The following is a 25,353-nucleotide window of genomic DNA, read 5'->3' as shown; positions in this document are numbered from 1 at the left end:
ACGGCCGGGCGCCGGCAAACCGGTCAGGCCCCCTCGGCCCGCACCAGGGAGTCCAGCGGAACCGCCGGGTCCGCCAGTGCCTCGCGGTTGACCTGCGCTTTCGACCGGATCAGGGCCTGGATGTGCTCGTTGACGTCCCACACGTTCACGTTCATCCCGGCCAGCACCCGCCCGTCCGACAGCCAGAACGCGATGAACTCCCGCTTGGCCACGTCGCCTCGGATCAGCACCTGGTCGTAGCCGCCCGCCGGGGCGTACCCCGAGTACTCCAGACCCACGTCGTACTGGTCGGAGAAGAAGTACGGCACCCGGTCGTACGAGACCTCCTGCCCCAGCATCGCCCGCGCCGCGGCCGGGCCGCCGTTGAGCGCGTTCGCCCAGTGCTCGACCCGCAGCCGGGTCCCGAGCAGCGGGTGGTGCGCGGCGGCCACGTCCCCGACCGCGAACACGTGCGGGTCGCTGGTCCGCAGGGAGGCGTCCACGGCGATGCCGCCGCCGTGCTGCCGGTCGACCAGGGCCAGCCCCGAGGTCTCGGCGAGCGCGGTCCGCGGCGCGGCCCCGATCGCCGCGAGCACGGCGTGCACGGGATGCTCCTCCCCGTCGTCCGTCCGGGCCGCGAGCACCATGCCGTCCTGGCCGACGATCTCGGTGAGCCGCGCACCGAAGTGGAAGCGGACCCCGTGATCGGCGTGCAGGTCCCCGAACAGCCTGCCGATCTCCGGGCCGAGCACCGCGTGCAGCGGGGTGGCCAGCGGCTCGACCACGGTGACCTCGGCCCCGTACCCGCGGGCCGCGGCGGCGACCTCCAGGCCGATCCACCCGGCGCCCGCGATCAGCAGGTGGCCGTTGTCCCGGCCGAGGGTGGCCAGGACGCCCTTCAGCCGCTCGGCGTGGGCGAGCCGGCGCAGGTGGTGCACCCCGGCCAGGCCCGTGCCCGGGATGTCGAGGCGGCGCGGCTCGGCCCCGGTGGCCAGCAGCAGCTTGTCGTAGTGCAACACCGTGCCGTCCCCGAGGAGCACCTTCCTGGCGTCCCGGTCCAGGTGGACCGCGGGCTGGCCGAGGTGCAGCTCGATGTCGGCCCGGGCGTACCAGGACGGCTCGTGGACGAAGACGCTGTCGCGCTCCTCCTTGCCCTGGAGGTATCCCTTGGACAGCGGGGGCCGCTCGTACGGATGGTCGCGCTCGTCGCCGATGAGGATCACCCGCCCCGTGAACCCCTCGGACCTCAGCGTCTCGGCCGCCTTAGCCCCGGCAAGCCCTGCGCCGACGATGACGAATGTCCGGTGTGCGTCGACCACCTGATGCCTCCTCATAACCTCTCCGCCACATGCGACCACATGCGAGCGTCCCGCACTGAGCCTGCCGCGTGAAGGGGGAGTGGCCCGATCGGCTCACCCTTCGAACCGGCGCGTGCGCCGTGTGAGCCGGGCGTGCAGGGAGCGCGCGGAGGCGTCCGTGAGCGCCGCGATCTGGTCGATGACCGCGCGTTTGCGGGCCTTGTCGTCGGGCGCGGCGTCGAAGATCGCCCGGAACTGCGGGTCCAGGCCCTCGGGTGCGCGGGCGCTGAGCGCCTCGGCGAGTTCGGCCAGGACGATGCGCTGGTCGGCGCGGAGCCGCTCCTGCTCGTCGCGCTGCATCACGTACAGGTCGGCGACCGCCTTGAGGACCGCGCACTCGTTGCGCGCCTCGCGCGGGACGACCAGCTCGGCGGCGTACCGGGTCAGGCGGCCGGAGCCGTACGCCTCGCGCGTGGCGCCCTCGGCGGCCAGGCAGAAGCGGCCGATCAGCTGGCTGGTGGCGTCCTTGAGGCGGGCCTGGGCCACGGCCGATCCGTCGTACCCGTGCGGCCACCACTCCTGCTCCAGCAGCCGGTCGAGAGCCTCGCGGAGCTCCTCCGGCTCGGTGCCGGCCGGCACGTACCGCCCGATCGCGACCCGCCAGATCGCGGTCCGCTCGGGCTCGGAGAAGAGGAGGTTGGGGTCGATGTGCCCGGCGTGCAGGCCGTCCTCGAAGTCGTGGACGGAGTACGCCACGTCGTCCGACCAGTCCATCACCTGGGCCTCGAAGCACTTGCGGTCCGCGGGCGCGCCGCGCCGCAGCCACTCGAAGACCGGCAGGTCGTCGTCGTACGCGCCGAACTTGACCGAGTCGGGGTCGGTGGGGTGGCCGCCGCGGGCCCAGGGGTACTTGGTGGCGGCGTCCAGGCAGGCCCGGGTGAGGTTGAGCCCGACGCTGACGAGCGAACCGCTCGCCGGGTCGGGTACGAAACGCTTCGGCTCCAGGCGCGTCAGCAGGCGCAGCGACTGGGCGTTGCCCTCGAATCCGCCGCAGTCCTTGGCGAACTCGTTAAGCGCCTCCTCGCCGTTGTGCCCGAAGGGCGGGTGGCCCATGTCGTGCGAGAGGCACGCGGCCTCGACGAGGTCGGGGTCGCAGCCGAGGGCCGCGCCGAGCTCGCGGCCGACCTGGGCGCACTCCAGGGAGTGCGTCAGGCGGGTGCGGGGGCTGGCGTCCCAGTCGTACGAGCGGCTGCCGGGGGTGACGACCTGGGTCTTCCCGGCGAGGCGGCGCAGCGCGGCGGAGTGCAGCACGCGCGCCCGGTCGCGCTGGAAGGCGGTCCGGCCGGGCCGTTTGTCGGGTTCGACGGCCCAGCGTTCGGTGTCGGACGGTTCGTAGGGGGCGTCCGGGTCGGAGTGACGGACGGGTGCGGTGGCGGTGCCTTCCATGCCTTCCATGCTCAGAAGGTAACCGGAAGCACCGACAAGAGGACCAATCTGAGCAATCCGAACCAACGGGGTCTTTATGCGGTGGCCAGTTCCAGGGGGGTCCGCTGCCGGGTGACGGCCTCGTCGTAGCGCTGGAGCACGAGGCGGGCCAGGGCCGGGTGGTCGCCGAGCGGGGCGGCCGCCGGGCCGGGCGCGGCGGCGGCGCTCTGCGTGGCGAAGCGGCCGGGGGCGGTGAAGTACGAGGCCACCGCGATCCGGTGGTGGCCGCGGGCGGCGAGGGCGTGGACGGCGTCGGGGACGGTCGGGGCGGCGGCGGAGGCATAGGCCGGTACGACGGGCACGCCGTCGAGGCGGTCGGAGAGCAGGGCGGCCGTGCGGCGGGTGTCGGCCGCCGAGTCGGGGTCGCGGGAGCCGGCGGCGGCGAGGACGACGGCCGTACCCGCCCCGGGGGCCCAGCCGGTCTCCAGGAGGCGCTCGTACAGGGCCTCGACCAGGAGCGGGTGCGGGCCGAGCGGGGCGGCGACACGGGTGTCGAGGTGGGCGGCGCGGGCGGCGGCCGCCGGGAGGTCCCGCTTGACGTGGTGGCCGCGGCCGAGGAGCAGCGGGACGAGCACGGCCGCGCCGGTGGTGCTCCCGAGGGTCTCGCCGAGCAGCGGCCGGTTCAGCTCGACGTGTCCGAGCCGGACGTCGAGGCGGGGGCGCAGTTCGTGGATCCGGTCGAGGAGGGCCAGGACGGCGGGGAGGGCGCGGGGGTCGCGGCTGCCGTGGGCGACGGCGACGAGGGTGGGCTGCATGCGGGGGCTCCGTCGGACCGGCCCCCCGCCGCCTGCCACGGACGCAGTCCGCTGAGCTGCATGCCGAGTTGGGCGGTGATCCGGGTCAGCAGCTCCGTGGCCGTGGCGGGGGGAAAGGGGAGGGACAGGGACTCGGGAGGGTGCACCAGCTCCGTCATGAACCGATCCTGCAGGCCGGAGGTTGCGTGGGCGTTGCGCGGGGGTGACGGGTGTTTTCCGGGAGCTCACCCGGTCATTCGTCCGAGTGAAAGGCGGGGAGGGGGGAACTGGGGGCCGGGCGCTGATCGTCAATGTGTGCGAACGGCGTGTGGGGCAAGGGGGGGATCGACCATGAAGCTGACACCGGGCTGGGCGAGGACGGTGGCGGGGCGGCGCCGGGCCGTCCAGGCGGTGGTGGCCGCGTGCGTGCTGGCGCTGCTCCCGTCGGCGTGGACGCACGCGGCGGCCGCGGACCGGCTGCGGAGCACGGCCGACGCACCGGCCTCCGAGGTGGCGGTGGTGTTCGGGGCGGGACTGTGGAACGGGCGGCCGACCCCTTATCTGGCCAGACGGCTCGACGCGGCGGCCGAGCTGTACCGCACGGGCAAGGCCAAGGTCGTTCTCGTCACCGGGGACAACAGCCGCACCGAGTACGACGAGCCCGACGCGATGCGGACGTACCTGACCGCCCACGGTGTGCCGGGCGACCGCATCGTCAGCGACTACGCGGGCTTCGACACGTGGGACTCCTGCGTGCGGGCCAAGGAGATCTTCGGGGTGAAGCGGGCGGTGCTGATCAGCCAGGGCTTCCACATACGCCGGGCCGTCGCCCTGTGCGGTGCGGCGGGCGTGGACGCGTACGGGGTCGGGGTGGACGACGCGCACGACGCGACCTGGTACTACGGCGGCACGCGCGAGGTGTTCGCGGCCGGCAAGGCGGCGCTGGACGCGACGTTCAAGCCGGAGCCGCGGTTCATGGGGCCGAAGGAGCAGGGGGTGTCGCGGGCGCTGGGGGCACCGGCAGACTGACGCGCCGTCGGCCTGTGCCGATTGGCGGACGGCCGCCGCGGTCGCCTTCCTCCTGTCCGGCGCCGCCGGTTACATGACGGGCGCCGAACCCGCGGTGGACGGCGGCTGGACCGCCGGGCCGACGGTGAAGCACCTGACGGGAGGGCGACCCCGGCCGCCGACCGGTCCCGCCGGGCGGGAAGGCCGGCGCCGATGTGTGCCGCTGCCGGCCGACGACGGGTACCTCGTCCTCGACGTCGTACGAGGCCGGATCGTGTACGTGGAGATCCTCTGCCGGCCCGAGTACCGCCGGGCCTCACCGGGCGTCGACGGGCGTGCTGAGGTGACCGTACGGGAGGCGTAACCGGGAGCGGCGGCCCGCGTAACACCGCCGTCGCAGGCTGGGCGGTATGCACACCCCGGATCCTGCCACCGCCACGCACTGCCCGTACTGCGCACTGCAGTGCGGGATGAACCTCCGCCCTGAACCGGGCGGCGCGAGCGTGGTGGTGGAGGAGCGGCCGGACTTCCCGGTGAACCAGGGTGCGCTGTGCGGCAAGGGGCGGACCGCCCCCGCCGTGCTCTCCTCCCGGGTGCGCCTGACCGGGCCGCTCGTCCGCACCCACGCCGGACGGCTGGAGCCGGCCACCTGGGAGGAGGCCCTCGACGCCGTCGCCGAGGGCCTCGCCCGCACCGGGCGTGCGCACGGGCCCGACGCGGTCGGGGTGTTCGGGGGCGGCGGACTGACCAACGAGAAGGCCTACGCGCTCGGCAAGTTCGCCCGTATCGCGCTGCGGACCTCGCAGATCGACTACAACGGCCGCTTCTGCATGTCCTCGGCGGCCGCCGCCCACCAGCGGGCCTTCGGACTGGACCGCGGACTCCCCTTCCCCCTGGAGGACATCCCGCGGACCGGCTGCGTGATCCTGGTCGGCTCGAACCCGGCCGAGACCATGCCGCCCGCCCTGCGCTACCTCACCGAGCTCAAGGCGAACGGCGGCACGCTGATCGTCGTCGACCCGCGTCGGACCCGGACCGCCGAGCAGGCCGACCTGCACCTCGCCCCCCGCCCCGGGACGGACCTCGCCCTCGCCTTGGGCCTGCTGCACCTGGTCGTCGCCGAAGGGCGCACCGACGAGGAGTTCATCGCCGGGCGCACCACCGGCTGGGAGGAGGCCCGGGCCGCGGCGATGGCGCACTGGCCGGAGCTGGTGGAGCGGATCACCGGTGTGCCCGTCCCCAAACTCCGCGAGGCGGTCGCCCTGTTCTGCGCGCCGTCCTCCGCGATGGTCCTGACGGCCCGCGGGCCCGAGCAGCAGTCCAAGGGAACCGACACCGTCGGCGCGTGGATCAACCTGTGCCTGGCCACCGGCCGCGCCGGACGCCCGCTTTCCGGGTACGGCTGCCTCACCGGCCAGGGCAACGGCCAGGGCGGCCGCGAGCACGGCCAGAAGGCCGACCAGCTCCCCGGCTACCGCAAGCTCGCCGATCCGGCGGCGCGGGCCCACGTCGCCGGGGTCTGGGGCGTCGACCCCGACAGCCTGCCCGCCCCCGGCCGCAGCGCGTACGAACTCCTCGACGCGCTCGGCACGGAGGTGAAGGCCCTCCTCCTCATGGGCTCCAACCCGGTGGTCTCGGCCCCCCGCGCCGCCCACATCGAGGACCGCATCCGCTCCCTGGACTTCCTCGCGGTGGCGGACGTGGTGCTCTCCGAGACGGCGGCCCTCGCGGACGTGGTCCTCCCCGTCACCCAGTGGGCGGAGGAAACCGGCACCACCACCAATCTGGAGGGCCGCGTCCTGCTGCGCCGCCGGGCCCTGACCCCGCCGCCGGGGGTGCGCACCGACCTGGAGGTCCTGCACGGGCTGGCCGCCCGCCTCGGCATCGAGAAGGGCTTCCCCACCGCCCCCGAGGAGGTCTTCGAGGAGCTCCGCCGTGCCTCGGCCGGCGGCCCGGCGGACTACTCGGGCATCTCCTACGCCCGCATCGAGGCCGAACAGGGCGTCTTCTGGCCCTGCCCGCAGGACTCCCACCCCGGAACCCCGCGCCTCTTCCTGGACCGCTTCGCCACCGACGACGGGCGGGCCCGCTTCGTCCCCGTCTCCCACCGCGACGCGGCCGAGGTCCCGGACGCCGAGTACCCCCTCCTCCTCACCACCGGCCGCGTGGTCGCCCAGTACCAGTCGGGCGCCCAGACCCGCCGCGTGGACGAGCTCAATGCGGCAGCCCCCGGCCCCTTCGTGGAACTCCACCCGCGCCTCGCGGCCCGCATCGGGGCGGTCGAGGGCGCCCCGCTGGCGGTCGTCTCCCGCCGCGGCCGCGCCGTGGCCCCGGCCCGCATCACGGACACCATCCGCGCGGACACGGTCTTCATGCCGTTCCACTGGCCGGGCGAGGGCCGCGCCAACTCCCTGACCAACCCGGCCCTGGACCCCACCTCCCGGATGCCGGAGTTCAAGGTCTGCGCGGTCCGCGTCGAGCCGGCCTGATCCGGCTCCGGGCGAGGGCGCCCGCCGCCGTCCGCACCGCGTCGTACAGGACCCGTGCCGGCCCCCGTCCGCCTGGCGGATCCGGCGGGCGTTCCAGCGTCCCGGCGCCCCGGCAGCGCACCGTCACGTGGGTTTCGTACGCGGACATGGAGCCGTTCTTGTCGGACATGCGTCCGGTCCGCATCGGGATTCCCGGCGGGGGGTAACCATCCGGTCACGCACCGGACTCAGAAAGTGCTCGCACGCCCCTCGTGGCAGTGATGTGTCGTACCCCACACTGAGGTGCGGTGCCCCCGTCCTCGGAGCCCTGGAGGTCGCCCCCGTGCAGACCCGGATCCTGACCGTCAACGCGAGCCCGCCCGTCCATGACACCGAGGCCACTGCGGGTGAAGAGCCCGAGGCCGACGCCGTGGACGAGGAGCCCGACGAGCCCGTGGTGCTGGAGCTGATCGAGCAGGTGCCCGAGCCGCGCCGGCGCCCCGAAAGCGGCGGATCGGGCCCTTCCGCCGACCTGTTCCGGCAGTACCTGCGCGAGATAGGCAGGATCCCGCTGCTCTCCGCCGCCGAGGAGGTCGAGCTCGCACGCCGCGTCGAAGCCGGACTGTTCGCCGAAGAGAAACTGGGCAACACCCCCGACCTCGACCTGCGGCTCGCCCTCGACCTCGACAAGCTCGTCGTCATGGGGCGGATGGCCAAGAGGCGCCTCATCGAATCGAACCTGCGGCTCGTCGTCTCCGTCGCCAAGCGCTACGTGGGCCGCGGGCTCACCATGCTCGACCTCGTCCAGGAAGGGAACCTCGGGCTCATCCGGGCCGTCGAGAAGTTCGACTACGCCCGCGGGTACAAGTTCTCCACCTACGCCACCTGGTGGATCCGGCAGGCCATGTCGCGGGCCCTCGCCGACCAGGCCCGCACCATCCGCGTGCCCGTCCACGTCGTCGAGCTGATCAACCGCGTCGTGCGCGTACAGCGCCGCATGCTCCAGGAACGCGGATACGAGCCCACCGCCGAAGAGGTCGCCGTCCACCTCGAACTGACCCCCGAACGGGTCCTGGAGGTACTGCGCCTCGCCCAGGAGCCGGTATCGCTCCACGCGCCGGTCGGCGAGGAGGACGACGTCGCCCTCGGTGATCTGATCGAGGACGGGGACGCCGCCTCGCCCATGGAGTCCGCCGCGTTCTTCCTGCTCCGCGAGCACCTGGAAGCCGTGCTGTCGACCCTCGGCGAGCGCGAGCGCAAGGTCGTGCAGCTGCGCTACGGCCTGGCCGACGGCCGGCCCCGCACCCTGGAGGAGATCGGGCGGATCTTCGGCGTGACGCGCGAGCGGATCCGGCAGATCGAGTCCAAGACGCTCAACAAGCTGCGCGACCACGCCTTCGCCGACCAGCTCCGCGGCTACCTGGACTGAGCAACACGGACCGCAGACCGGTACGGAGAAGGGGTGCCCCCGAACGAGAGGGCACCCCTGGCACGACCGCCGACCGATGACGGCCGGCCGGCGTCAGTCGACCTCGGCCACCGCCTGCGCGAACTGCGCCGCGTACAGCCGCGCGTACGCGCCCTCCGCCGCCAGCAGTTCCCCGTGCGTGCCCTGCTCCACGATCGAACCGTTCTCCATCACCAGGATCACGTCCGCATCGCGGATCGTGGACAGCCGGTGCGCGATCACGAAGGACGTACGGCCGTGCGCGAGGCGCGCCATCGCCTTCTGGATCAGCACCTCGGTGCGGGTGTCCACCGAGCTCGTCGCCTCGTCGAGCACCAGGATCACCGGGTCCGACAGGAACGCCCGGGCGATGGTGATCAGCTGCTTCTCGCCCGCGCTGACACCCGCACCCTCGTCGTCCAGCACGGTGTCGTAGCCGTCCGGCAGGGTGCGGATGAACCGGTCCGCATGCGCGGCCCGCGCCGCCTCCTCGATCTCGGCGCGCGTGACCTCGCGGGCCGCACCGTAGGCGATGTTCTCCGCGATGGTGCCGCCGAACAGCCACGTGTCCTGGAGCACCATGCCGATGCCGCCACGCAGTTCCTCGCGCGTCATCTTCGCGATGTCCACCCCGTCCAGGGCGATCTCGCCGCCCGTGACCTCGTAGAACCGCATCAGCAGGTTGACCAGGGTGGTCTTGCCAGCGCCCGTCGGACCGACGATCGCGACCGTCTGGCCCGGCTCGACGGTCAGCGACAGGTTCTCGATCAGCGGCTTGTCCGGCTCGTAGCGGAAGGCCACCTTGTCGAGCGTGACCCGGCCGCGGAGCTGCTCCGGACGCTCCGGGACCGCAGCGTCCGGCTCCTGCTCCTGCGCGTCCAGCAGCTCGTAGACCCGCTCTGCCGAGGCGACGCCGGACTGCACCAGGTTCGCCATCGACGCGACCTGCGTCAGCGGCATCGAGAACTGGCGCGAGTACTGGATGAAGGCCTGCACGTCACCGATCGACAGGCTGCCCGAGGCCACCCGCAGACCGCCGACGACCGCCACCAGCACGTAGTTGATGTTCGAGACGAAGAACATCACCGGCTGCATGATCCCGCTGACCAGCTGCGCCTTGAACGAGGCCCGGTACAGCGCCTCGTTCTGCTCGGCGAAGACGGCCGCGGACTCCTTCTGCCGGCCGAACACCTTGACCAGGGCGTGGCCCGAGTACATCTCCTCGATGTGCGCGTTGAGCGCACCCGTGGACTTCCACTGCGCCACGAACTGCGGCTGCGACTTCTTGCCGATCTTCGCCGCGACGAAGACCGACACCGGGATGGTCACCAGCGCGACCAGCGCCAGCAGCGGGGAGATCCAGAACATCATCGCCAGCACGCCGACTATCGTCAGCAGCGAGTTGAGCAGCTGGCCCATCGTCTGCTGGAGCGTCTGCCCGATGTTGTCGATGTCGTTGGTGGCCCGGCTGAGCACCTCGCCGCGCTTCTGCCGGTCGAAGTACGACAGCGGCAGCCGCGACAGCTTCCCCTGGAGCTCCTCGCGCATCCGGTACACGGTGCCGTTCATGATGTGGTTCGACAGCCGCGTCGCGACCAGCATCAGCAGGCCGGCGAGGGTGAAGACCACCAGCGCCCAGATCGCCACGACCCCGATCGCACCGAAGTCGATGCCCTCGCCGGGGGTGAAGTCGGTGCCGGACAGCATGTCCGCCATCCCGCCCTGACCCTTGGCGCGCAGTCCGTCGAGCGCCTGCTCCTTGGTGATCCCGGCCGGCATCTCCCGGCCGACTATCCCCGCGAACACCAGGTCGGTCGCCTTGCCGAGGATCTTCGGACCGACGACCGAGCAGCCGACGCTGCCGACGACGGCGACGACCATGCCCCACAGCTTGACCCGGTCCTGCGCGATCTGGCCCAGCAGTCGCTTGCCCGAGCCCTTGAAGTCCAGGGACCGCTCGGCCGGCCCCATCATCATCCGTCCTCCGGGCCCGCTCATGCGGCCTCCGCCTCCGTCAGCTGGGAGAGCACGATCTCCCGGTAGGTCTCGTTGTCGGCCATCAGCTCGTGGTGGCGCCCCTCGCCCACGACTTGGCCCTCGTCCAGCACGATGATCCGGTCGGCCTCGCGGATCGTGGAGACCCGCTGGGCGACGATGACCACCGTCGCGTCCTCCGTCTCGCGCGCGAGCGCCGCGCGCAGCGCCGCGTCCGTCGCGTAGTCGAGGGCGGAGAAGGAGTCGTCGAAGAGGTAGATCTCCGGGCGCTGCACCAGCGTGCGCGCGATGGCCAGACGCTGGCGCTGGCCGCCGGAGACGTTCGTTCCGCCCTGGGTGATCGGTGCGTCCAGGCCGCCGTCCAGCTCGGACACGAAGTCCTTGGCCTGCGCCACGTCCAACGCGTGCCAGAGTTCCTCGTCGGTGGCGTCGGGACGCCCGTACCGCAGGTTGGAGGCGACGGTTCCGGAGAAGAGGTACGGCTTCTGCGGGACCATGCCGACCGTTCTGGCCAGCAGCTCCGGCTCCAGGCGGCGCACGTCCTCCCCGTCGACCAGCACATCGCCGCCGGTCGCGTCGAACAGCCGCGGGACCAGGCCCAGCAGGGTGGACTTGCCGCTGCCGGTGGAGCCGATGACCGCGGTGGTCTCGCCGGGGCGGGCCACCAGGTCCACCCCGCGCAGCACCGGGGCCTCGGCGCCCGGGTAGCGGAAATCGGCGCCGCGCAGCTCCAGCTGCCCGCGCCGGGCGAGCTCGCGCACCGGCTCGGCCGGCGGGACCACGCTGGACTCGGTGTCCAGGACCTCCTGGACGCGCTCGGCGCAGACCTCGGCGCGCGGCACCATCATGAACATGAAGGTGGCCATCATCACGGACATGACGATCTGCATCAGGTAGGCGAGGAAGGCCGTCAGCTGGCCGATCTCCATGCCCTCGCCGTCGATGCGCATCGCGCCGAACCAGATGACGGCGACGCTGGATATGTTCACGACCAGGATCACCGTCGGGAACATCAGCGCAAGCAGCCGGCCCGCCGCGAGGGAGACTCCGGTCAGGTCGGCGTTGGCCTCCCGGAACCGGTCCTTCTCGTACTCGTCGCGGACGAAGGCGCGGATCACGCGGTTGCCGGTGATCTGCTCGCGCAGCACCCGGTTCACCGTGTCCAGGCGGACCTGCATCTTCCGGAACAGCGGCCGCGTCCGCAGGACGATCGCGCCGACCGAGAGGCCGAGGACGGGGACCACGGCCAGCAGTACGCCCGACAGCTTCACATCGAGCGAGAGCGCCATGCCGATGCCGCCGATGCACATGATCGGAGCCGACACCATCAGGGTGAAGGTCATCAGCACCAGCATCTGGATCTGCTGCACGTCGTTCGTCGTACGGGTGATCAGCGAGGGTGCGCCGAAGTGGCCGAGCTCCCGCGCGGAGAAGCTCTGCACCCGGTCGAAGACGGAGGCGCGGATGTCGCGTCCGACGGCCGCCGCGGTACGGGCGCCGAAGTAGACGGCGCCGATGTTGCAGGCGAGCTGGAAGAGGGAGACACCGAGCATCAGTGCGCCGAAGCGGAGGATGTAGCCGGTGTCCCCGCTGACGACACCGTTGTCGATGATGTCCGCGTTCAGCGTGGGGAGGTAGAGGCTTGCGCTGGTCTGCAGCAGTTGCAGCAGGACCAGGAGGGCGATCGGTTTCCGGTACGGACTCAGATGGGTCCGCAGAAGTCGTATGAGCACGCGCAGGCTCCGGTCGGCAAGATCGAGGGGGGTTCGGTCCATCTTCGGCCACCCCGCGTCCGAACCCCACTGATTTTCGCAAAGCCCGGTCAAAAGGAGGAGACCGGCCGCCGCACTACTGCGATGGCAGTAGTCCCCGCGCCCGAGGCGGTCCCCGCCCCGGCAGGACCCGTCAGCAGCCGGCGAACGCCCCGGGGTGGATCTGCTCCCGCGTCGCGATGTACTGCTGGCGCACCGCCTGCCAGGCCGGGTACTCCTCGCCCGGCTCGAAGACCTGCGCCGCGGGGCCCGGCCACACCGGCGGCGTGTGCGGGGCCAGCGTGCCCTGCTGTACGCCGAGCGCCCAGGCGGCCTGGCGCGCCGCGCCCAGCGCCGCGTAGTCGGCGGGCGCGGGCACGACGACCTGCGTGCCGAACAGCCCCGGAGCGGCGGCCTGTACGGCGGGCAGCTCCGCCGCCGCGCCCAGCAGGAACACCCGGCGGATCTCGACCCCGCGCGAACGCAGCACGTCGAGCGCGTCGACCAGCCCGCACAGCATGCCCTCGAACGCGGCCCGCGCCAGGTGCTCCGGCTTCATCGAGTCCCGGCGCAGCCCGGACAGGGTCCCTGCGGTGTGCGGCAGGTTCGGCGTCCGCTCACCCTCCAGGTACGGCAGGAGTACGAGCCCGTGCGCACCCGGCGTCGACTTCAGCGCGAGCTCGGACAGCCCGTCGAGGTCGGTGCCCAGCAGCTCGGCGGTGCCGCGCAGCGCCCGTACGGCGTTGGAGGTGTTCACCACCGGCAGGTGCATGCCGGCCGCGTCGGCCAGGGAGGTGATCAGACCGCCCGGCTCCGACAGTGCCTCGTGGTGCACGGCCATCACCGAGCCGGACGCGCCCAGCGAGACCACCGCGTCGCCGGGGCCGAGGCCCAGCCCGAGCGCGGCGGCCATGGTCTCCCCGGTGCCGGCGGAGATCAGCAGCCCCTCCGGCGTCATCCCGGCGGCCTCGGCCGGCCCGAGCACCTCGGGCAGCAGCGCCATGTGCCCGAGCGCCAGCTCGACCAGGTCGGGGCGGTAGGAACCGGTGGCCGGCGACCAGTACCCGGTGGCCGAGGCGCCGCCCCGGTCCGTGGTCCGCCGGGCGGGCCGGCCGAGCAGCTGCCAGACCAGCCAGTCGTGTGCGGACATCAGCACGGCCACCCGCCGGGCCGCGTCCGGCTCGGCGCGGGCCAGCCAGGCCAGCTTCGTCACCGGCTGCGCGGACTGCGGGACGGATCCGACGGCCTGGGCCCAGGCCTGTCGGCCGCCGAGCGCCTCGATGAGGTCGGCGGCGGCGACCTGGCCGCGCTTGTCGTTGCCGATCAGGGCCGGACGTACGAGGGCGCCCTGCTGGTCCAGGGGCAGCAGCCCGTGCTGCTGTGCGGAGACTCCTATGGCCTGGACGCCTTCGAGGAGCCCGCCGCCGGCGGCCTCGCCGAGGGAGAGCAGCCAGGCCTGCGGGTCGGTCTCGTGGGGGTGGACGCTCTTGGGATCGCCGGCGGGCTGCGGGTGGGGCGCGTACCCCTGACGCAGCACAGCACCCGTTTCGGTGTCACAGACGACGATGCGAGTGAAGGCGGAAGAGCTGTCCAGCCCGGCGACTATCCCCATACGGAGAATTCTGCCGCACGCCGGGGCGGGATCCGCCGCCCCGAATGCGCCGGATCCCAGGGGAACCTGCCGGCTCAGGTGTTGCTCGTGCCCCAGTCGTCCTCGGAGCCGCCACCGGTGCGGTCACGCAGTCCCCGCACCCGCCCGGCCACGGAGGCGGGCACCGCGTCGGCGACCTTGTGGCTCACGGCGGCGAAAGCCTTCCCGGCGTACTCGCGCCCCGTCTGCCCGGCGGTCTCGGCGGCATTGCGCACCGCGGGGTTCTGCGCGAGCCCGCGGGCGGACTTCTTCAGCTGCTCGTAACGCTCGCGCCCGGCACGGGTCCCGAGCACGTATCCGAGGGCCAGTCCGACCATGAACGTGACCTTGTACCGCATGCCTGTCACCCTTCGTCGTGTGGTGCCCGGCCCGCTGGCGATACCGATTGGCGGAGCACCCCCCTGCTTGCGCTAATCTATGACTCGCAACGGGCGCTCGCCCCCCGGCAAGGCCGGAGGTGGGCTGTTCGATGCACCGCAGCAATCCCCTGTAGCTCAATTGGCAGAGCAGCCGGCTGTTAACCGGCAGGTTACTGGTTCGAGTCCAGTCGGGGGAGCGCAGTCCCCTGTAGCTCAATTGGCAGAGCATTCGGCTGTTAACCGGAGGGTTGCTGGTTCGAGTCCAGCCGGGGGAGCGTGAGGGAAGAGGACCCCGTGTGGGTCCTCTTCTTTTTTTGCCCTGGCCCTGGAACCGGGCAGCCCTCAGAACGGTCTCCCTCAGCAGGCGAAGCCGATCATGCGAGGCATCCGAGGCAGGAGATCGTATGAGCGGCTATGCTGCGGCAGACGGCGCGCACACATGTACGCGCCACGCCGTGAAGGGGCGGTAGCTCAGCCGGTTAGAGCAGCGGACTCATAATCCGTCGGCCGTGGGTTCGAGTCCCACCCGCCCCACGGCGCCCCAGGTCAGAAGAAACGTTCTGACCTGGGGCTATTTACTTCTCATCGCCAGGTCTCGAAGGGCGTATGGCCCCACGGTCGCCGCCGGCCTTCTGCTGACGCTGATTCCCGGCGTGGTGGCCGTACACGGCACCCTCGGCGCGGGCCTGGCCGTACGGAACGTCATCGGCGTCGAAGCCGGGGTCGGCGCGCTGGAGGCGATGCTGGCGGCTCCGTACACCGCGGCCGGCATCGCCGGCGGGCTGCTCGGTTACGCCCTCGTCGTCACCACCAGCCAGTGGGCGGTGATGACCGTGCTCGGAGCACTGGCCCTGGCCATCTCCGACTGGCTCCACCACGACAGCCTTTCGCCGGACGGTGGATACCTGGCATTGGCCCTTGGCCTGCCCCTGCTGGCGGCCTGGGCAGGTGCCGCCCTCGCCCTTATGCTCAGCCTGCTCTTCCCGCGTCTGGCCCAACCGGGGCAGGCAGGCCTTGCGGGCCATGGCGGTGCGCTCGTCAGCATGGTCGCCATGGCGCCCGGCTTCGGAGCCCTGCTGGCGCTGGCGCTCGGCCTGACCGAACTCGGACCGATCAGGCTGCTGATCGGCGCAGGCGGCATCACCGCCCTGATCACGGTGTGCGCCCTGGTCGGTGCCGCACGTGGATTCCGTCCGGAATCGGTACTCGGTTCCTCCTGATCGATCCAAGGATCTGCTGATGACGAAACTGATGGTCGACATCCGGCCTTCCCTGGTCGCGCTGCCGTTCCACCGAGCCTTCACCAGGCCGCTGGTGGAGATCGACGGCGTCGAGCGGGAAGCGGCGTGGGGAACGACGGAGGTCGCCGTCGAGGCCGGGGCGCACCGCTTGGCGGTGTACTTCCGCTATCGCGGACAACGGACGGCCCGGCTGGGCGTGGGGCACGAGGAGTTCACGGTGGACGGTTCGATGTCCGAACTCCGAGTGACCGCACGGCTCGGCGCGCGCAACGGGAGCAGCTTCCGCGTGGCCATCGGCTGACGGTGCGATTCGGCGGCGCGTCGTCGCCCCTCCGGCGGTCGGCGCCGAGCCCGGGACAGCCGCAGGCGAAGAGACGTTCCCGCCTGCGGCTTCGGCGTATCGGGTGCTAGAAGTTCTCCGTTTCGTCCGCCAGGTGGCGCAGTACGTCGTCCAGGTCCTGGCGGCGGGCGTAGGCCGCGCGTTGGCGGTGGGCGCCCGAGCCGTCGCGGAGGAGGCCTGCCAGGGTCTTGGCCGCGTGGTCGAGCTCGCCCGACGCCGCCAGTTCCGGGGCGACCAGGTCCAGCAGGGCCTCCGCCAGGTCCGCCGCCGGGAGTTCTGCGCCCGTGTACGGGTCGAGGCCGAAGCCCTCCAGGCCGTCGTGGGCCGCCCGCCAGCGCGCGAGGCGCAGTACGTCGTCCCGCAGCGCCGGTTCGGGACGCTGCTCCGCGATGTCCCGCAGGGTGGTCGCCACCAGGGCGCGGACCAGCTCGGCCTGGAGGATCGCCGTGTCGATGTCCGCGGACATGTCGGGCGCCCGGATCTCGAGCGTCGGCCAGTGCCCGGACGGGCGCAGGTCCCAGTAGACCATCTTGGTGTCCAGGGCCGCCCCGGAGCCGAGCAGGGTCTCCACCGAGCGACGGAAGTGGGCCGTGGACGTGAAGTGCGGGGGCAGCCCGGCAGAGGGCCAGCCCGACCAGGCCATCGCCCGCCAGCTGGCGTGACCGGTGTCACGGCCGCCCCAGAACGGCGAGTTGGCGGCCAGCGCGATCAGCGTGGGCAGCCATGGTCTGACCCGGTTCGACACCGCCACCGCCGTGTCCACGTCGAAGGTGCCGACGTGGATGTGGCGGCCGCAGCTGACCAGGGTGTCGGTGAGCGCGCCGAAGCGGCGGTGCTGCTCGCGCTGGCGCGGCTCGTCGTCGGTCAGGTGCAGCGGTCCCGCCACGGCCACGACCGGCGAGGGCGCGGCCAGCAGTCGGCAGCCGTGCGCGCGGGCCGCCCGCGCGAGGGTGCGCCGCAGGGTGGCGAGCTCCTCGCGCAGCGCGGGCGCCGAGTCGGCGACCGGGGTGGAGATCTCCACCTGGTAGCGGGTGCCCTCGGGGTGCACTTCGTGGGGCAGGCCCGCGGCGGTGGCCAGGACGAGCGGGGCGGCCGGGACCACCCGGAAGGTACGGGTGTCGACGAGGAGGAACTCCTCCTCGACACCCACGGTCAGCGGGGCTGTGAGGGGGGACGCGTGGACTCCGTTGTCCGCGCCGCCGGTGCTCGTGGTGCTGTTGCCAGGTTCGATCACTACGCCTCCCTGGACATACGAGTCTTTCATCATGAGCGGAACACGAGGGGAGGAGCGCACGTCGATTCAGTCAAATGTCCTGCGGCAGTGGCGAGTTACCGGTAGGGGCGGGCCCGGCCTGAGGCCCCGGGTCCGGGTGGGGCGACTGTTGCGGGTGCGTGAACAGGCCGGATAATGCCCACGGCTGCCGACCGGCCGCCGGTTATCATCCGCTGTGACCGGCACGAGCACCCCCACCCGACGCCCGACGCGGATATTCGCGGACCTGACCCCGTTGCGTACGTCCCCGGACTACCGGCGGCTGTGGGTCGGCAGCACCATCTCCTGGATGGGCCAGGCGATGACCGCCCTCGCGATCTCGCTCCAGGTCTACGACATCACCCGGTCCAGCTTCTCCGTCGGGCTCGTCGGACTCTTCGCCCTCGTCCCGCTCGTCGTCTTCGGGCTCTACGGCGGAGCCATCGCCGACACCGTGGACCGGCGCAAGCTCGGCCTGTACAGCTCCCTCGGCCTGACGGGCCTGTCGATCGCGCTGGCCGGCGCCGCGCTGCTCGACTACCACCGGGTCTGGCTCCTGTACACGGTCGTCGCGCTCCAGGCGGTCTGCGGCGCCCTCAACGGACCCGCCCGGTCCGCCATGATCCCGCGGCTCCTGCCGACCGAGCAGCTGCCCGCCGCCAACGCGCTGAACTCGGTGACGATGACCTCCGGGACGATGATCGGCCCGGTGCTCGGCGGGCTCACCGTCGGCTGGTGGGGCTACCAGGCCGCGTACCTGATCGACGCCGTCACCTTCTGCGCCGCGCTCTACGCGGTGTGGCGGCTGCCGGCGATGCTGCCCGAGCGGGAGAGCGGCAGGCGCGGGCGGGCCTCCGTACTGGACGGGCTGCGCTTCCTCGGCACCCGGCCGAACATCCGGATGACCTTCTTCTCCGACATGGCCGCCATGGTGCTGGCCCAGCCGAAGGCGCTGTTCCCGGCCATCGCCGTGCTCTGGTACGGCGGCGACGCCAAGACCGTCGGCCTCCTGGTGGCCGCGCCCGCCGTCGGGGCGCTGCTGGGCGGGCTGTTCTCCGGCTGGCAGGGCCGGATCCGCCGGCACGGGCTGGCGATCCTGATCTCCGTGGCCGCCTGGGGCCTGGCCATCGCCGTCTTCGGGCTCACCCGGAACCTGTGGCTGGGGCTGTTCTTCCTGGCGCTGGCCGGCTGGGCCGACACCATCTCGATGGTGTTCCGCTCCACGATGATGCAGGCCGCGACCCCGGACGAGATGCGCGGCCGCCTCCAGGGCGTGTTCATCGTGGTCGTCGCGGGCGGGCCCCGGCTCGGCGACTTCCTCGCCGGGACCGTCGCCGACCTGACCTCCCCGGCCGTGGCCATCACGGGCGGCGGGCTCGGGTGCGTGCTGGTGCTGGTCCTGCTGGCCCTGCGCTGGCGCGGGTTCGCCCGGTACGACGCGAGGTCGCCGCAGGCGTGACGCGGTACCCGGACCGGGCAGCGCTCAGGCGAGCCAGAGCGCACCGTGCCGGTGACGTGCGGGCAGGACGTCCGCGTCCTCGGCGCGGCCGAGGAGCAGCACCGCGCGGACGTCGGCGCGCAGGCGTTGCCGAGCGCGGCGCTCCTCCTGCGCGGCCATGACGGCCACGGAGGAGTCACGCAGCAGGCGCGGCAGCCGGCGGATCGTGACGCGGTGCCGGAGGGCTTGCGGCCGGGCGCGGCGGCCGGCACGCGAGGCCTCGGCGAGGCAGCGGGCGCTGAACCGCAGGTCGTGGACGAGCACGGCGTGGACGAGCACGGCGTGGACGCGCTCGTCGCGGAGCGCGGCGCCGGGCTCCGGCCGGTGGCGGGAGCGGACGTGGTGGGCGGTGCGTGACATGGACGGCTCCGGGAACGGGGCCGCCGGGCGGGTCCCGGCGGTACCTACCGGAAGCCGCGCGGGCCGTCTCCGCGAGGGCGGCGGCTCACCCGGCCGGTCCGGGGCGATGGGGGTCCACCACGCCGCGGGCGACGCCCAGGGAGACCAGGTCCTGGGGACGGATGCGGAGTTGGTCCGCCGTGGCCGGGGCCTCGGAGGGGGCGCGCTTGAGGATGGCCGCCGCCAGTTCGGGGGCGATCACCGAGAAGTAGCTGTCCGGGGTGACCCACGTGTTCCCCGGCGAGGCCAGGGCGAGGGCTCCGCCCGAGCCCCCCTCGCCGATCAGGAGGGTGGTCACCGGGACCCCGGCCGCCGCGACCGCCGCGAAGGTGTCCGCGATGGCCGCCCCGGCGCCCGCGCGTTCCGCAGCGGCGTCGTTGGCCGCGCCGGGGGTGTCCACCAGGGTGAGCACGGGGATGCCGAGGCGGTCTGCGAGGCGGATCGCGCGAGCCGCCGTACGGTACCCCGCGGGGCGGGTCGCGGTGCCGCACTGGGCGGTGTACGCGACGGCCCGGCCCTCCCGCAGCCCGAATCCGCACAGCATCCCCGGGTCCGTGCCGCCCGCCCGGTCCCCGGAGAGGGGGAGACGGAGCGTGAAGTACGCGTCCAGGTACGCCTCGGCGCGCGGCCGGTCCGGGTGGCGGGCCTGCTGTACGGCGTCCCAGCCGGTTGCCGGGGGCGGGCAGTCGGGTACGCGGCACAGCGCCGCCGGCGGCTCGACCGGCCCGGCGGAGCGGGGCGCGGCCAGGACGCGGAGCCAGTCGCCCAGTGTCGCGGCCAGCTCGGCGGCCGGGACCACGGCGTCCACGTGCCCGGCGGCGTACTGCCCCTCGGCGGTGTACGCCGCCGGGTCCGCGTCCGCCGGACGCACCCGGGAGCCCGCGAAGCCGACCTGTGCACCCGGCAGCGCGAGCACGACGTCCGCCCCGGCGCCGAGCGTGGCCCAGCCGCCGCCGGTGGTGGGATCGCGAAGCACGGCGATCTGCGGCAGGCCGGCGGCCCGGGTCAGGACGGACTGGCGGGCCACGCGCTGGAGTTGGGTCAGCGCGAGCATGCCCTCCTGCATCCGGGAGCCGCCGGTGGCGATCAGGGACACGAGGGGGAGGCGGTGTTCGCGAGCGTACGTGTACGCGGCTTCGAGCCGGTCTCCGGTGCGTTCGCCGAGGGAGCCGCCGAGGAAGCCGAACTCGAAGGAGATCACGGCCGTTTGGCGGCCGCCGATGAGGGCGGTTCCGGTGACGACGGACTCCTGTTCGCCGGTCCGCGTGGCGGCGTGGGCGCGGGAGTCGTCGTAGCCGGCCCAGGTGAGAGGGCCGTCGGCGGCCGATTCCCAGTGCGGAACCGGTAGTTCGGCGAAGCTGCCGGGGTCGGTCACGGAGGCGATGGCCGCGCGGGCCGAGAGGCGGGTCGTCGTCACGGGATCACCCTATGGGGTTAAGCCAGGTCCGGCAGGGGGACGGCGATCTTCACGGCGTAGGCCGCGACGAGGCCGTAGCCGAGGCGGAAGGTCCAGGCGCGGGCGGCGGGGGAGATCCTGCGGCCGGCGAGGGCGCCGACGGCGACGAGGGCCTGCTGCCAGAGGAGGGACGCGGCGGCGACACCGGTGAGGAAGGCGGCGGCGGGGGCGGGAGCGGTGAGGGCGGTGGCCTGGGCGGTGGTGAGGGCGGCGAAGTAGAGGGCGGTGGTGGGGTTCACCGCGGTGAGGCCGACGTACCGTCCGTACGCCCTGGCGGCCCCCGCCGCCGAGCCGGCCGGCGGGGCCGAGGGGTCGGGGCCGGGCCCCGGGGCGCGGGTGGAGCGGTGAAGGCCGTGGGCGGCCAGGGACAGCAGGATCGCCGCGGACGCCAGGCGGATCCAGGCCTCGACCGGGGAGACGTGGGAGGCGACCCAGGGGCCCAGTGCGGTGGCGAGGGCCGCGTAGCCGAGGTCGGCCGTGGCGATGCCCGCCGCCGCGGCCACCGCCGTGCGGCGGTGGCGCACCGCCTCCTGGAGCAGCAGCACGCTCATCGCACCCATCGGCATCGCCACGCCCAGGCCCGCGGCCGCGCCCGACAGGGCGGGGGAGAGAAGTCCGTTCATGGAGGGGAGGGTGGGGTGCGGGCGCATGCGTCGTGCGGCGCATATCGGCTCTGACTGCGAGAATCGCGGTATGGACCGCCTCGACAGGGAAATCCTCGGCATCCTGCAGCAGGATGCGCGGATCTCTTACCGCGATCTCGGCGTCCGCGTCGGACTCAGTGCCAACGCCACCGCCGACCGGGTGCGCCGGATGCGGCGGGACGGGGTGATCCGCGGGTTCACCGTGATCGTGGATCCGGCCGCCGACACCCGGGGCGGGCTCGTGGTCTTCATCGACCTCACCCTGCGCCAGGACACCACCAACGAGGAGTTCGAGCAGCAGGTGACCCGGCTCCCCGGGATCACCGAGGTGGTGCACGTGACGGGGGAGTACGACTACCTCGTGCGGGCCCGCGCCGCCGACCCAGCCGCGCTCGACGCGCTGCTGCGCCGGCTCAAGCTGGAGGCCGGGGTGGCCCAGTCCAGTACGCGGATCGCGCTGAGGGCCGCGCACCGGCCCGCGGCCTCGACCCCGTAGGGCGACAGGGCGGGGGCGCAGTATGCCTAGAGCGCCGACTCCCACCGCAGTGTCGTCCCCCGGGTCCCCGCCTCCGTGAGGCCGTCGTCCGTGACCGTCAGGCGGACCCGGTCCGGGGTCGCGTCCACCCTGGCCTCGATGGAGGTGACCCCCGAGCGCCGGTGGGCCGCGGCCAGGGCGCCGCGCAGGGCGGCGAGGAGGTCCCCCGCCACCGGCTCCGTGAGCAGGGCGTCCACCGCGCCCGCGAAGTGCACCGAGGGATGGAAGCCCAGCAGGACGGCCGCGCCGGCCGTCTCCCGCAGGACCCGGCCCCGGAAGGTCGTTGGAGCGTCGGTCGGCGGCTGCTGGAGGGCGAAGATGGCGGTGCGGACATCCTGGATGGTGGAGTCGAGTTCGTCCACCGCCCGGCCGAGTTCCTCGCCGACCGTGTCCCCGGACGGCGCGGTCGCCGACCGCTTCTTCGTGCTCTCCAGCATCATCTCGGTCGCGAACAGCCGCTGGACCACCAGATCGTGCAGGTCCCGCGCGATCCGGTCGCGGTCCTCGTAGACGGCGAGCTGCTCGCGGTCGTGCTGCGCGTCGGCCAGTACGAGGGCCAGCGCTGCCTGGGAGGCGAACTGCGAGGCCAGCAGCCGGTCCACGGCGTCGTACGGGCGCCCGCCCCGGGCGCGGGGCAGGGCGAGGGTGCCGATCAGCCGGCCGCCGCTCTGGAGCGGGAGCATCATGCTCGGGCCGAATCGTTCCCGCACGTGCGTCGTCATCCGCGGGTCCGTCGCCGAGTCCTCGATGAACACCGGCTCGCCGCCCAAGAGCTGTTCCAGGACCGCCGAACCGGGCGCGATGGCGGTGCCGACCAGGTCCCCGGCGTCCCCGTGCGTGGAGGCGGCCACGATCTCCATGCCGCCCTCCGGGGTCGGCTGGAGGACCACCCCGGCCGCCGCGTCCGCGAGCAGCCGGGCTCGTTCGGCCACGCACATCAGCGCGTCGGCGGCCGGGCGGCCGGTCAGCAGGGTGGTGGTGACCGCGGCGGCGCCCTCGATCCAGCGCTCCCGGCGGCGCACCGTCTCGTACAGCCGGGCGTTGCCGATCGCCATCCCCGCCTGGGAGGCCAGAACCCGCACCAGTGCGAGGTCCTCGTCCGTGAACGGGCCGCCGCCCTGCTTCTCGGTGAGGTAGAGGTTGCCGAAGACCTCCGTGTGGACCCGGATCGGGACGCCGAGGAAGGTGTGCATGGGGGGATGGCCCGGCGGGATCCCCTCCGAACGCGGGTCCTTCGTCAGGTCCTCCAGCAGCAGCGGGCGGGGATCGCTGATCAGCGCGCCGGTCAGGCCCGAATGCCCGTCGGGCAGGCGGGGGATCGCGTCGCGCTCCGCGTCGCTCAGCCCGGCCGTGTACAGCTCGGTCAGCCGGAGGCGCTCGGGGTCGACGACCCCGAGCGCTCCGTACCGGGCCGCGCACAGCCCGGTTGCCGAGTCCACGATGTGCTGGAGGGTGGCCCGGAGTTCCAGTTCGGAGCTGACGCAGAGCACCGCTTCCAGGAGGGCGGGCAGACCGGGCCGTTCCCCGGGAGCGGTCGGCTCGGGCGCCGCGTCCGTCATCCGGCCAGCGGGTTGAGGACCATCGGGGCGATCTTCCCTTCGAGCATCATGCCGAGTCCGAGCACGGCGCACACGTCCGGCCGTTCCGCGATGGCGACGGGCATGCCGGTGGCGTCGCGCAGCATCTGGTCCAGGCCCGGCAGCAGGGCGCTGCCTCCGACCATCATGATCCCCCGGTCCGTCAGGTCGGCGACCAGGTCCGGCGGGCAGGCGCGCAGCACCTTGCCGATGCCGTCGAGGACGGCGGTCAGCGGGGTGTGGATGGCGTCCCGTACGGCGGCGGTGTCCACGTGGACCGAGCGGGCCAGCCCGGTGGCCACGTCCCGGCCGTGGATGAGGGTGGAGGCGGGACCCTCGTCGGTGATGCCGTTGCCGTGCAGGGCCAGCTGGAGCGGCCGGACGGCCTGGCTGGGCAGCATCAGCTCGTGGGCGTGGCGCAGGTGCTGGACGACGGCGTGGTCGATGGCCTCGCCGCCGACCGGGATCCGCTGGGCGGTGACGATCGAGCCGAGGGAGAGGACGGCGACCTGGGTGGCTGCGGCCCCGCACACCATGATCATCGTCGCGGTCGGCTGCTCCACGGGCAGGCCGCAGCCGACGGCCGCCGCGATCAGGGTGTCGACGAGTTCGACGCGCCGGGCCCCGAGCCCGACCAACGTCTCCACGGCGGCCCGCTGGGCGAGCGGGTCGGCGTCGTGCGGGGTGCAGGCGGCGGCCCGCAGCCGGGGCTTGCGGCGCAGGGCGCGGCGCAGCTTCTCGCCGAGCAGGTGGCGCAGCATCCGCTGGGCCATCTCGATGTCGACGACGGTCCCGCCGGAGACGGGGCGCATGACGCGGATGTAGTCGGGCGTGCGGCCCGTCATCCGCTCGGCGAAGGCCCCGACCGCGATGAGTGCGCCGGTGCGGGTGTTCACGGCGGCGGCGCTGGGCTCGTCGACGACCAGGCCGGCGCCCTTGACGTACACGCGGGTCCTGGCCGCTCCCAGGTCGACGGCGACGTGGCAGCGGCGCAACTGCTCAAGACTGACGGTCACGGCAGATCCTCCCGAGAGCGCTGACGCAAGAAGACCGGCGACTGCCGGTTGCATTTCATATCTTCTCGGGTGAATGGGGCGTATCGCCCGCTGGGCTGCTCCGGTCGGGTGTGGCGCACGGGGTGGGAAGTGCTGCACGGGGGTGGATTTCTGTACCGACAGGCAACACGGTGCCCGCATCGTCCGCGCTACTCGTGCGTAACAAGGTAAAGGGGACACGATGCTGACGCCCCGCCAGAAGCCGGTCGCGCTCTTGGCGTTCTGCCGGCATTGCTCGCACCCTTCCCGGCCCGTGACGCCACGTCTGTGCAGCCGCACAACCCGGTCGTCTTCGTGCACGGCTACAACGCCGACCCGGGCGTCTGGGGCGGCATGCGCGAGGATCTGCGCGCCGCCGGGTACACGGACGCGGAGCTCTTCTCGTGGGGTTACGACACGCACCGCTCGGTCAACGAGGTCCTGGCCGGGCAGCTCGGCGCGTACGTCGACCTGGTCCGCCGGCAGACCGGGGCCGCCAGGGTCGACATCGTGGCGCACTCCCTGGGCTCGCTCGCAGGCCGCCTCGTGACCCCGCCTCCCGGACCCGCCTCCCGGACCCGCCTCCTAGACCTCGACTCCGTCGACCGAGACGCGCTGGAGCAGGCCGTACGTGAACTCCGCCACGCACGGACGCCTCTGTGCGGTGAACGCCAGCCGCCACCGGGTCGGCGCGGTGCCCTCCATCGGGCGCACCGGGGCGAAGGCCCGCGCCACCTCGTCCACCGTGGCCGACCAGGGCCGCAGGTCCTGCGGCGTTTCCAGTACGGGCCCCCGCGCGCCCGGGGCCCGCACCAGCCACTCGTTCCACACCGCCCCGTCCGGCGCGGCCAGCACCTCGAAGCGCAGGTCGGGCCAGAGCGGCACCGGCCACAGCAGGGCCTCGCATTCCAGGTCGCCGATGGTGCGGGCGGCCGTCGACTCCGGGGGTCCGAGCACCGAGCGGTAGCGGGCCAGCGCCCCGCGTGAACGGGGCGAGCGCACCATCGCCTGCCAGCGCTTGTTCGCCTCGCGCTGCTCGGCGAGAGAGGCGCCCAGCCGCTGCCGCGCCTCGTCGGCGAGGTCCGGCCGGAAGTCCGCCATACGGCGCAGCAGAACGAGTTGGAAGGCGGCCGGACCGAAGGGTCCGGGAGGTGCGGACGGAGTCATGTGAGCCACGATTCCACACAGGACCTTTACGAACC

The 25,353-nt window shown here is 73.0% G+C and carries 20 protein-coding genes, 3 tRNA genes and 3 pseudogenes; 12 read left to right on the top strand and 14 right to left on the bottom strand.

The window, feature by feature from the left end:
* Positions 1-23 precede the first annotated feature (23 nt).
* From ABTY04_RS19715 to ABTY04_RS19705, 3 genes and pseudogenes are all read right to left on the bottom strand, one after another.
* The gene (locus ABTY04_RS19715) at positions 24-1,298 is read right to left on the bottom strand and encodes an NAD(P)/FAD-dependent oxidoreductase (RefSeq protein WP_352214622.1); all 1,275 of its coding nucleotides are present in this window, start codon (positions 1,296-1,298) and stop codon (positions 24-26) included.
* Between the two features lie 93 nt (positions 1,299-1,391).
* Positions 1,392-2,732, bottom strand: coding sequence for a deoxyguanosinetriphosphate triphosphohydrolase (locus tag ABTY04_RS19710; RefSeq protein ID WP_352214621.1), 1,341 nt, complete (start codon positions 2,730-2,732; stop codon positions 1,392-1,394).
* A gap of 65 nt (positions 2,733-2,797) precedes the next feature.
* Positions 2,798-3,675 (bottom strand): annotated as a pseudogene (locus tag ABTY04_RS19705) (sirohydrochlorin chelatase).
* Between the two features lie 172 nt (positions 3,676-3,847).
* Between ABTY04_RS19705 and ABTY04_RS19700 the strand changes: the two are divergent.
* The 4 genes and pseudogenes from ABTY04_RS19700 (at position 3,848) to ABTY04_RS19680 (ending at position 8,401) form a co-directional block, all read left to right on the top strand.
* Positions 3,848-4,525: a SanA/YdcF family protein gene (locus ABTY04_RS19700; RefSeq protein ID WP_352214619.1), complete on the top strand. Its 678-nt coding sequence runs from the start codon at positions 3,848-3,850 to the stop codon at positions 4,523-4,525.
* A 31-nt stretch (positions 4,526-4,556) separates the two neighbouring features.
* Positions 4,557-4,667: pseudogene (locus ABTY04_RS19695) on the top strand (3-alpha-hydroxysteroid dehydrogenase); the annotation flags it as partial.
* A gap of 247 nt (positions 4,668-4,914) precedes the next feature.
* Positions 4,915-6,993 carry a molybdopterin oxidoreductase family protein gene (locus ABTY04_RS19685; RefSeq protein WP_352214618.1) on the top strand — a complete coding sequence of 693 codons (2,079 nt, stop codon included), beginning with the start codon at positions 4,915-4,917 and terminating at the stop codon, positions 6,991-6,993.
* A gap of 262 nt (positions 6,994-7,255) precedes the next feature.
* Positions 7,256-8,401: an RNA polymerase sigma factor gene (locus ABTY04_RS19680; RefSeq protein WP_502996675.1), complete on the top strand. Its 1,146-nt coding sequence runs from the start codon at positions 7,256-7,258 to the stop codon at positions 8,399-8,401.
* 93 nt (positions 8,402-8,494) lie between these two features.
* On the opposite strand, the gene ABTY04_RS19675 is transcribed toward ABTY04_RS19680, so the two are convergent.
* The 4 genes from ABTY04_RS19675 to ABTY04_RS19660 form a co-directional block, all read right to left on the bottom strand.
* Entirely contained in the window at positions 8,495-10,417 is a 1,923-nt protein-coding gene (locus tag ABTY04_RS19675; protein ID WP_352214617.1) for an ABC transporter ATP-binding protein, read from the bottom strand.
* Positions 10,414-12,147, bottom strand: coding sequence for an ABC transporter ATP-binding protein (locus ABTY04_RS19670; protein ID WP_352214703.1), 1,734 nt, complete (start codon positions 12,145-12,147; stop codon positions 10,414-10,416). The genes ABTY04_RS19675 and ABTY04_RS19670 overlap by 4 nt, the downstream gene beginning before the upstream one ends.
* Before the next feature lie 172 nt (positions 12,148-12,319).
* Complete coding sequence (locus ABTY04_RS19665) at positions 12,320-13,777, bottom strand: FGGY family carbohydrate kinase (RefSeq protein WP_352214616.1); 1,458 nt, start codon at positions 13,775-13,777, stop codon at positions 12,320-12,322.
* A 74-nt stretch (positions 13,778-13,851) separates the two neighbouring features.
* Positions 13,852-14,154, bottom strand: coding sequence for a YtxH domain-containing protein (locus ABTY04_RS19660; RefSeq protein WP_352214615.1), 303 nt, complete (start codon positions 14,152-14,154; stop codon positions 13,852-13,854).
* Positions 14,155-14,299: 145 nt separating this feature from the next.
* Here ABTY04_RS19660 and ABTY04_RS19655 point away from each other — a divergent pair.
* The 5 genes from ABTY04_RS19655 to ABTY04_RS19635 all read left to right on the top strand — a co-directional run bounded on the left by ABTY04_RS19655 (position 14,300) and on the right by ABTY04_RS19635 (position 15,717).
* A tRNA-Asn gene (locus tag ABTY04_RS19655) sits at positions 14,300-14,372 on the top strand.
* A gap of 5 nt (positions 14,373-14,377) precedes the next feature.
* Positions 14,378-14,450 (top strand) — tRNA-Asn (locus ABTY04_RS19650).
* A 185-nt stretch (positions 14,451-14,635) separates the two neighbouring features.
* Positions 14,636-14,709, top strand: a tRNA-Ile gene (locus tag ABTY04_RS19645).
* 119 nt (positions 14,710-14,828) lie between these two features.
* A complete protein-coding gene (locus ABTY04_RS19640) occupies positions 14,829-15,395 on the top strand; it encodes a hypothetical protein (protein ID WP_352214614.1) in 567 nt (188 codons plus the stop codon).
* Between the two features lie 19 nt (positions 15,396-15,414).
* Positions 15,415-15,717 carry a hypothetical protein gene (locus ABTY04_RS19635; RefSeq protein WP_352214613.1) on the top strand — a complete coding sequence of 101 codons (303 nt, stop codon included), beginning with the start codon at positions 15,415-15,417 and terminating at the stop codon, positions 15,715-15,717.
* Positions 15,718-15,823: 106 nt separating this feature from the next.
* On the opposite strand, the gene ABTY04_RS19630 is transcribed toward ABTY04_RS19635, so the two are convergent.
* Positions 15,824-16,990: a carboxylate-amine ligase gene (locus tag ABTY04_RS19630; RefSeq protein ID WP_352214612.1), complete on the bottom strand. Its 1,167-nt coding sequence runs from the start codon at positions 16,988-16,990 to the stop codon at positions 15,824-15,826.
* Between the two features lie 214 nt (positions 16,991-17,204).
* On the opposite strand from ABTY04_RS19630, the gene ABTY04_RS19625 reads away from it, so the two are divergent.
* Positions 17,205-18,467 (top strand): MFS transporter, encoded by a 1,263-nt coding sequence (locus ABTY04_RS19625; RefSeq protein WP_352214611.1) that lies wholly within the window; start codon positions 17,205-17,207, stop codon positions 18,465-18,467.
* Positions 18,468-18,491: 24 nt separating this feature from the next.
* Here ABTY04_RS19625 and ABTY04_RS19620 read toward each other — a convergent pair whose 3' ends face one another.
* The 3 genes from ABTY04_RS19620 to ABTY04_RS19610 all read right to left on the bottom strand — a co-directional run bounded on the left by ABTY04_RS19620 (position 18,492) and on the right by ABTY04_RS19610 (position 20,984).
* Entirely contained in the window at positions 18,492-18,866 is a 375-nt protein-coding gene (locus ABTY04_RS19620; protein WP_352214610.1) for a hypothetical protein, read from the bottom strand.
* A gap of 85 nt (positions 18,867-18,951) precedes the next feature.
* Positions 18,952-20,322 carry a carboxyl transferase domain-containing protein gene (locus tag ABTY04_RS19615; RefSeq protein ID WP_352214609.1) on the bottom strand — a complete coding sequence of 457 codons (1,371 nt, stop codon included), beginning with the start codon at positions 20,320-20,322 and terminating at the stop codon, positions 18,952-18,954.
* Positions 20,323-20,339: 17 nt separating this feature from the next.
* Entirely contained in the window at positions 20,340-20,984 is a 645-nt protein-coding gene (locus ABTY04_RS19610) for a LysE family transporter (RefSeq protein ID WP_352214608.1), read from the bottom strand.
* A 70-nt stretch (positions 20,985-21,054) separates the two neighbouring features.
* Here ABTY04_RS19610 and ABTY04_RS19605 point away from each other — a divergent pair, with 70 nt between their 5' ends.
* A complete protein-coding gene (locus ABTY04_RS19605) occupies positions 21,055-21,501 on the top strand; it encodes an Lrp/AsnC family transcriptional regulator (RefSeq protein ID WP_352214607.1) in 447 nt (148 codons plus the stop codon).
* 26 nt (positions 21,502-21,527) lie between these two features.
* On the opposite strand, the gene ABTY04_RS19600 is transcribed toward ABTY04_RS19605, so the two are convergent.
* Both ABTY04_RS19600 and ABTY04_RS19595 read right to left on the bottom strand, forming a co-directional pair.
* A complete protein-coding gene (locus tag ABTY04_RS19600) occupies positions 21,528-23,099 on the bottom strand; it encodes a GAF domain-containing protein (protein ID WP_352214606.1) in 1,572 nt (523 codons plus the stop codon).
* Positions 23,096-24,133 (bottom strand): rod shape-determining protein, encoded by a 1,038-nt coding sequence (locus ABTY04_RS19595; RefSeq protein WP_352214605.1) that lies wholly within the window; start codon positions 24,131-24,133, stop codon positions 23,096-23,098. The genes ABTY04_RS19600 and ABTY04_RS19595 overlap by 4 nt, the downstream gene beginning before the upstream one ends.
* Positions 24,134-24,505: 372 nt before the next feature.
* On the opposite strand from ABTY04_RS19595, the pseudogene ABTY04_RS19590 reads away from it, so the two are divergent.
* Positions 24,506-24,634 (top strand): annotated as a pseudogene (locus ABTY04_RS19590) (esterase/lipase family protein); the annotation flags it as partial.
* 102 nt (positions 24,635-24,736) lie between these two features.
* Here ABTY04_RS19590 and ABTY04_RS19585 read toward each other — a convergent pair.
* A complete protein-coding gene (locus ABTY04_RS19585) occupies positions 24,737-25,318 on the bottom strand; it encodes a hypothetical protein (protein ID WP_352214604.1) in 582 nt (193 codons plus the stop codon).
* Between the last annotated feature and the right edge of the window lie 35 nt (positions 25,319-25,353).

Source organism: Streptomyces sp. NPDC097981, assembly GCF_040302565.1.
In the GTDB taxonomy this organism is placed as follows: domain Bacteria; phylum Actinomycetota; class Actinomycetes; order Streptomycetales; family Streptomycetaceae; genus Streptomyces.
The sequence above is the reverse complement of the archived record's forward strand: the minus strand, read 5'-3'. Positions and strand labels throughout refer to the sequence as shown.

What these genes read in the sequence shown, in the direction of transcription:
- ABTY04_RS19710 (WP_352214621.1), bottom strand. Translation starts at nt 2,732, where the DNA reads ATGGAAGGCATGGAAGGCACCGCCACCGCACCCGTCCGTCACTCCGAC.
- ABTY04_RS19600 (WP_352214606.1), bottom strand. Translation starts at nt 23,099, where the DNA reads ATGACGGACGCGGCGCCCGAGCCGACCGCTCCCGGGGAACGGCCCGGT.
- ABTY04_RS19610 (WP_352214608.1), bottom strand. Translation starts at nt 20,984, where the DNA reads ATGAACGGACTTCTCTCCCCCGCCCTGTCGGGCGCGGCCGCGGGCCTG.
- ABTY04_RS19660 (WP_352214615.1), bottom strand. Translation starts at nt 14,154, where the DNA reads ATGCGGTACAAGGTCACGTTCATGGTCGGACTGGCCCTCGGATACGTG.
- ABTY04_RS19700 (WP_352214619.1), top strand. Translation starts at nt 3,848, where the DNA reads ATGAAGCTGACACCGGGCTGGGCGAGGACGGTGGCGGGGCGGCGCCGG.
- ABTY04_RS19665 (WP_352214616.1), bottom strand. Translation starts at nt 13,777, where the DNA reads ATGGGGATAGTCGCCGGGCTGGACAGCTCTTCCGCCTTCACTCGCATC.
- ABTY04_RS19585 (WP_352214604.1), bottom strand. Translation starts at nt 25,318, where the DNA reads ATGACTCCGTCCGCACCTCCCGGACCCTTCGGTCCGGCCGCCTTCCAA.
- ABTY04_RS19635 (WP_352214613.1), top strand. Translation starts at nt 15,415, where the DNA reads ATGACGAAACTGATGGTCGACATCCGGCCTTCCCTGGTCGCGCTGCCG.
- ABTY04_RS19685 (WP_352214618.1), top strand. Translation starts at nt 4,915, where the DNA reads ATGCACACCCCGGATCCTGCCACCGCCACGCACTGCCCGTACTGCGCA.
- ABTY04_RS19675 (WP_352214617.1), bottom strand. Translation starts at nt 10,417, where the DNA reads ATGAGCGGGCCCGGAGGACGGATGATGATGGGGCCGGCCGAGCGGTCC.
- ABTY04_RS19605 (WP_352214607.1), top strand. Translation starts at nt 21,055, where the DNA reads ATGGACCGCCTCGACAGGGAAATCCTCGGCATCCTGCAGCAGGATGCG.
- ABTY04_RS19620 (WP_352214610.1), bottom strand. Translation starts at nt 18,866, where the DNA reads ATGTCACGCACCGCCCACCACGTCCGCTCCCGCCACCGGCCGGAGCCC.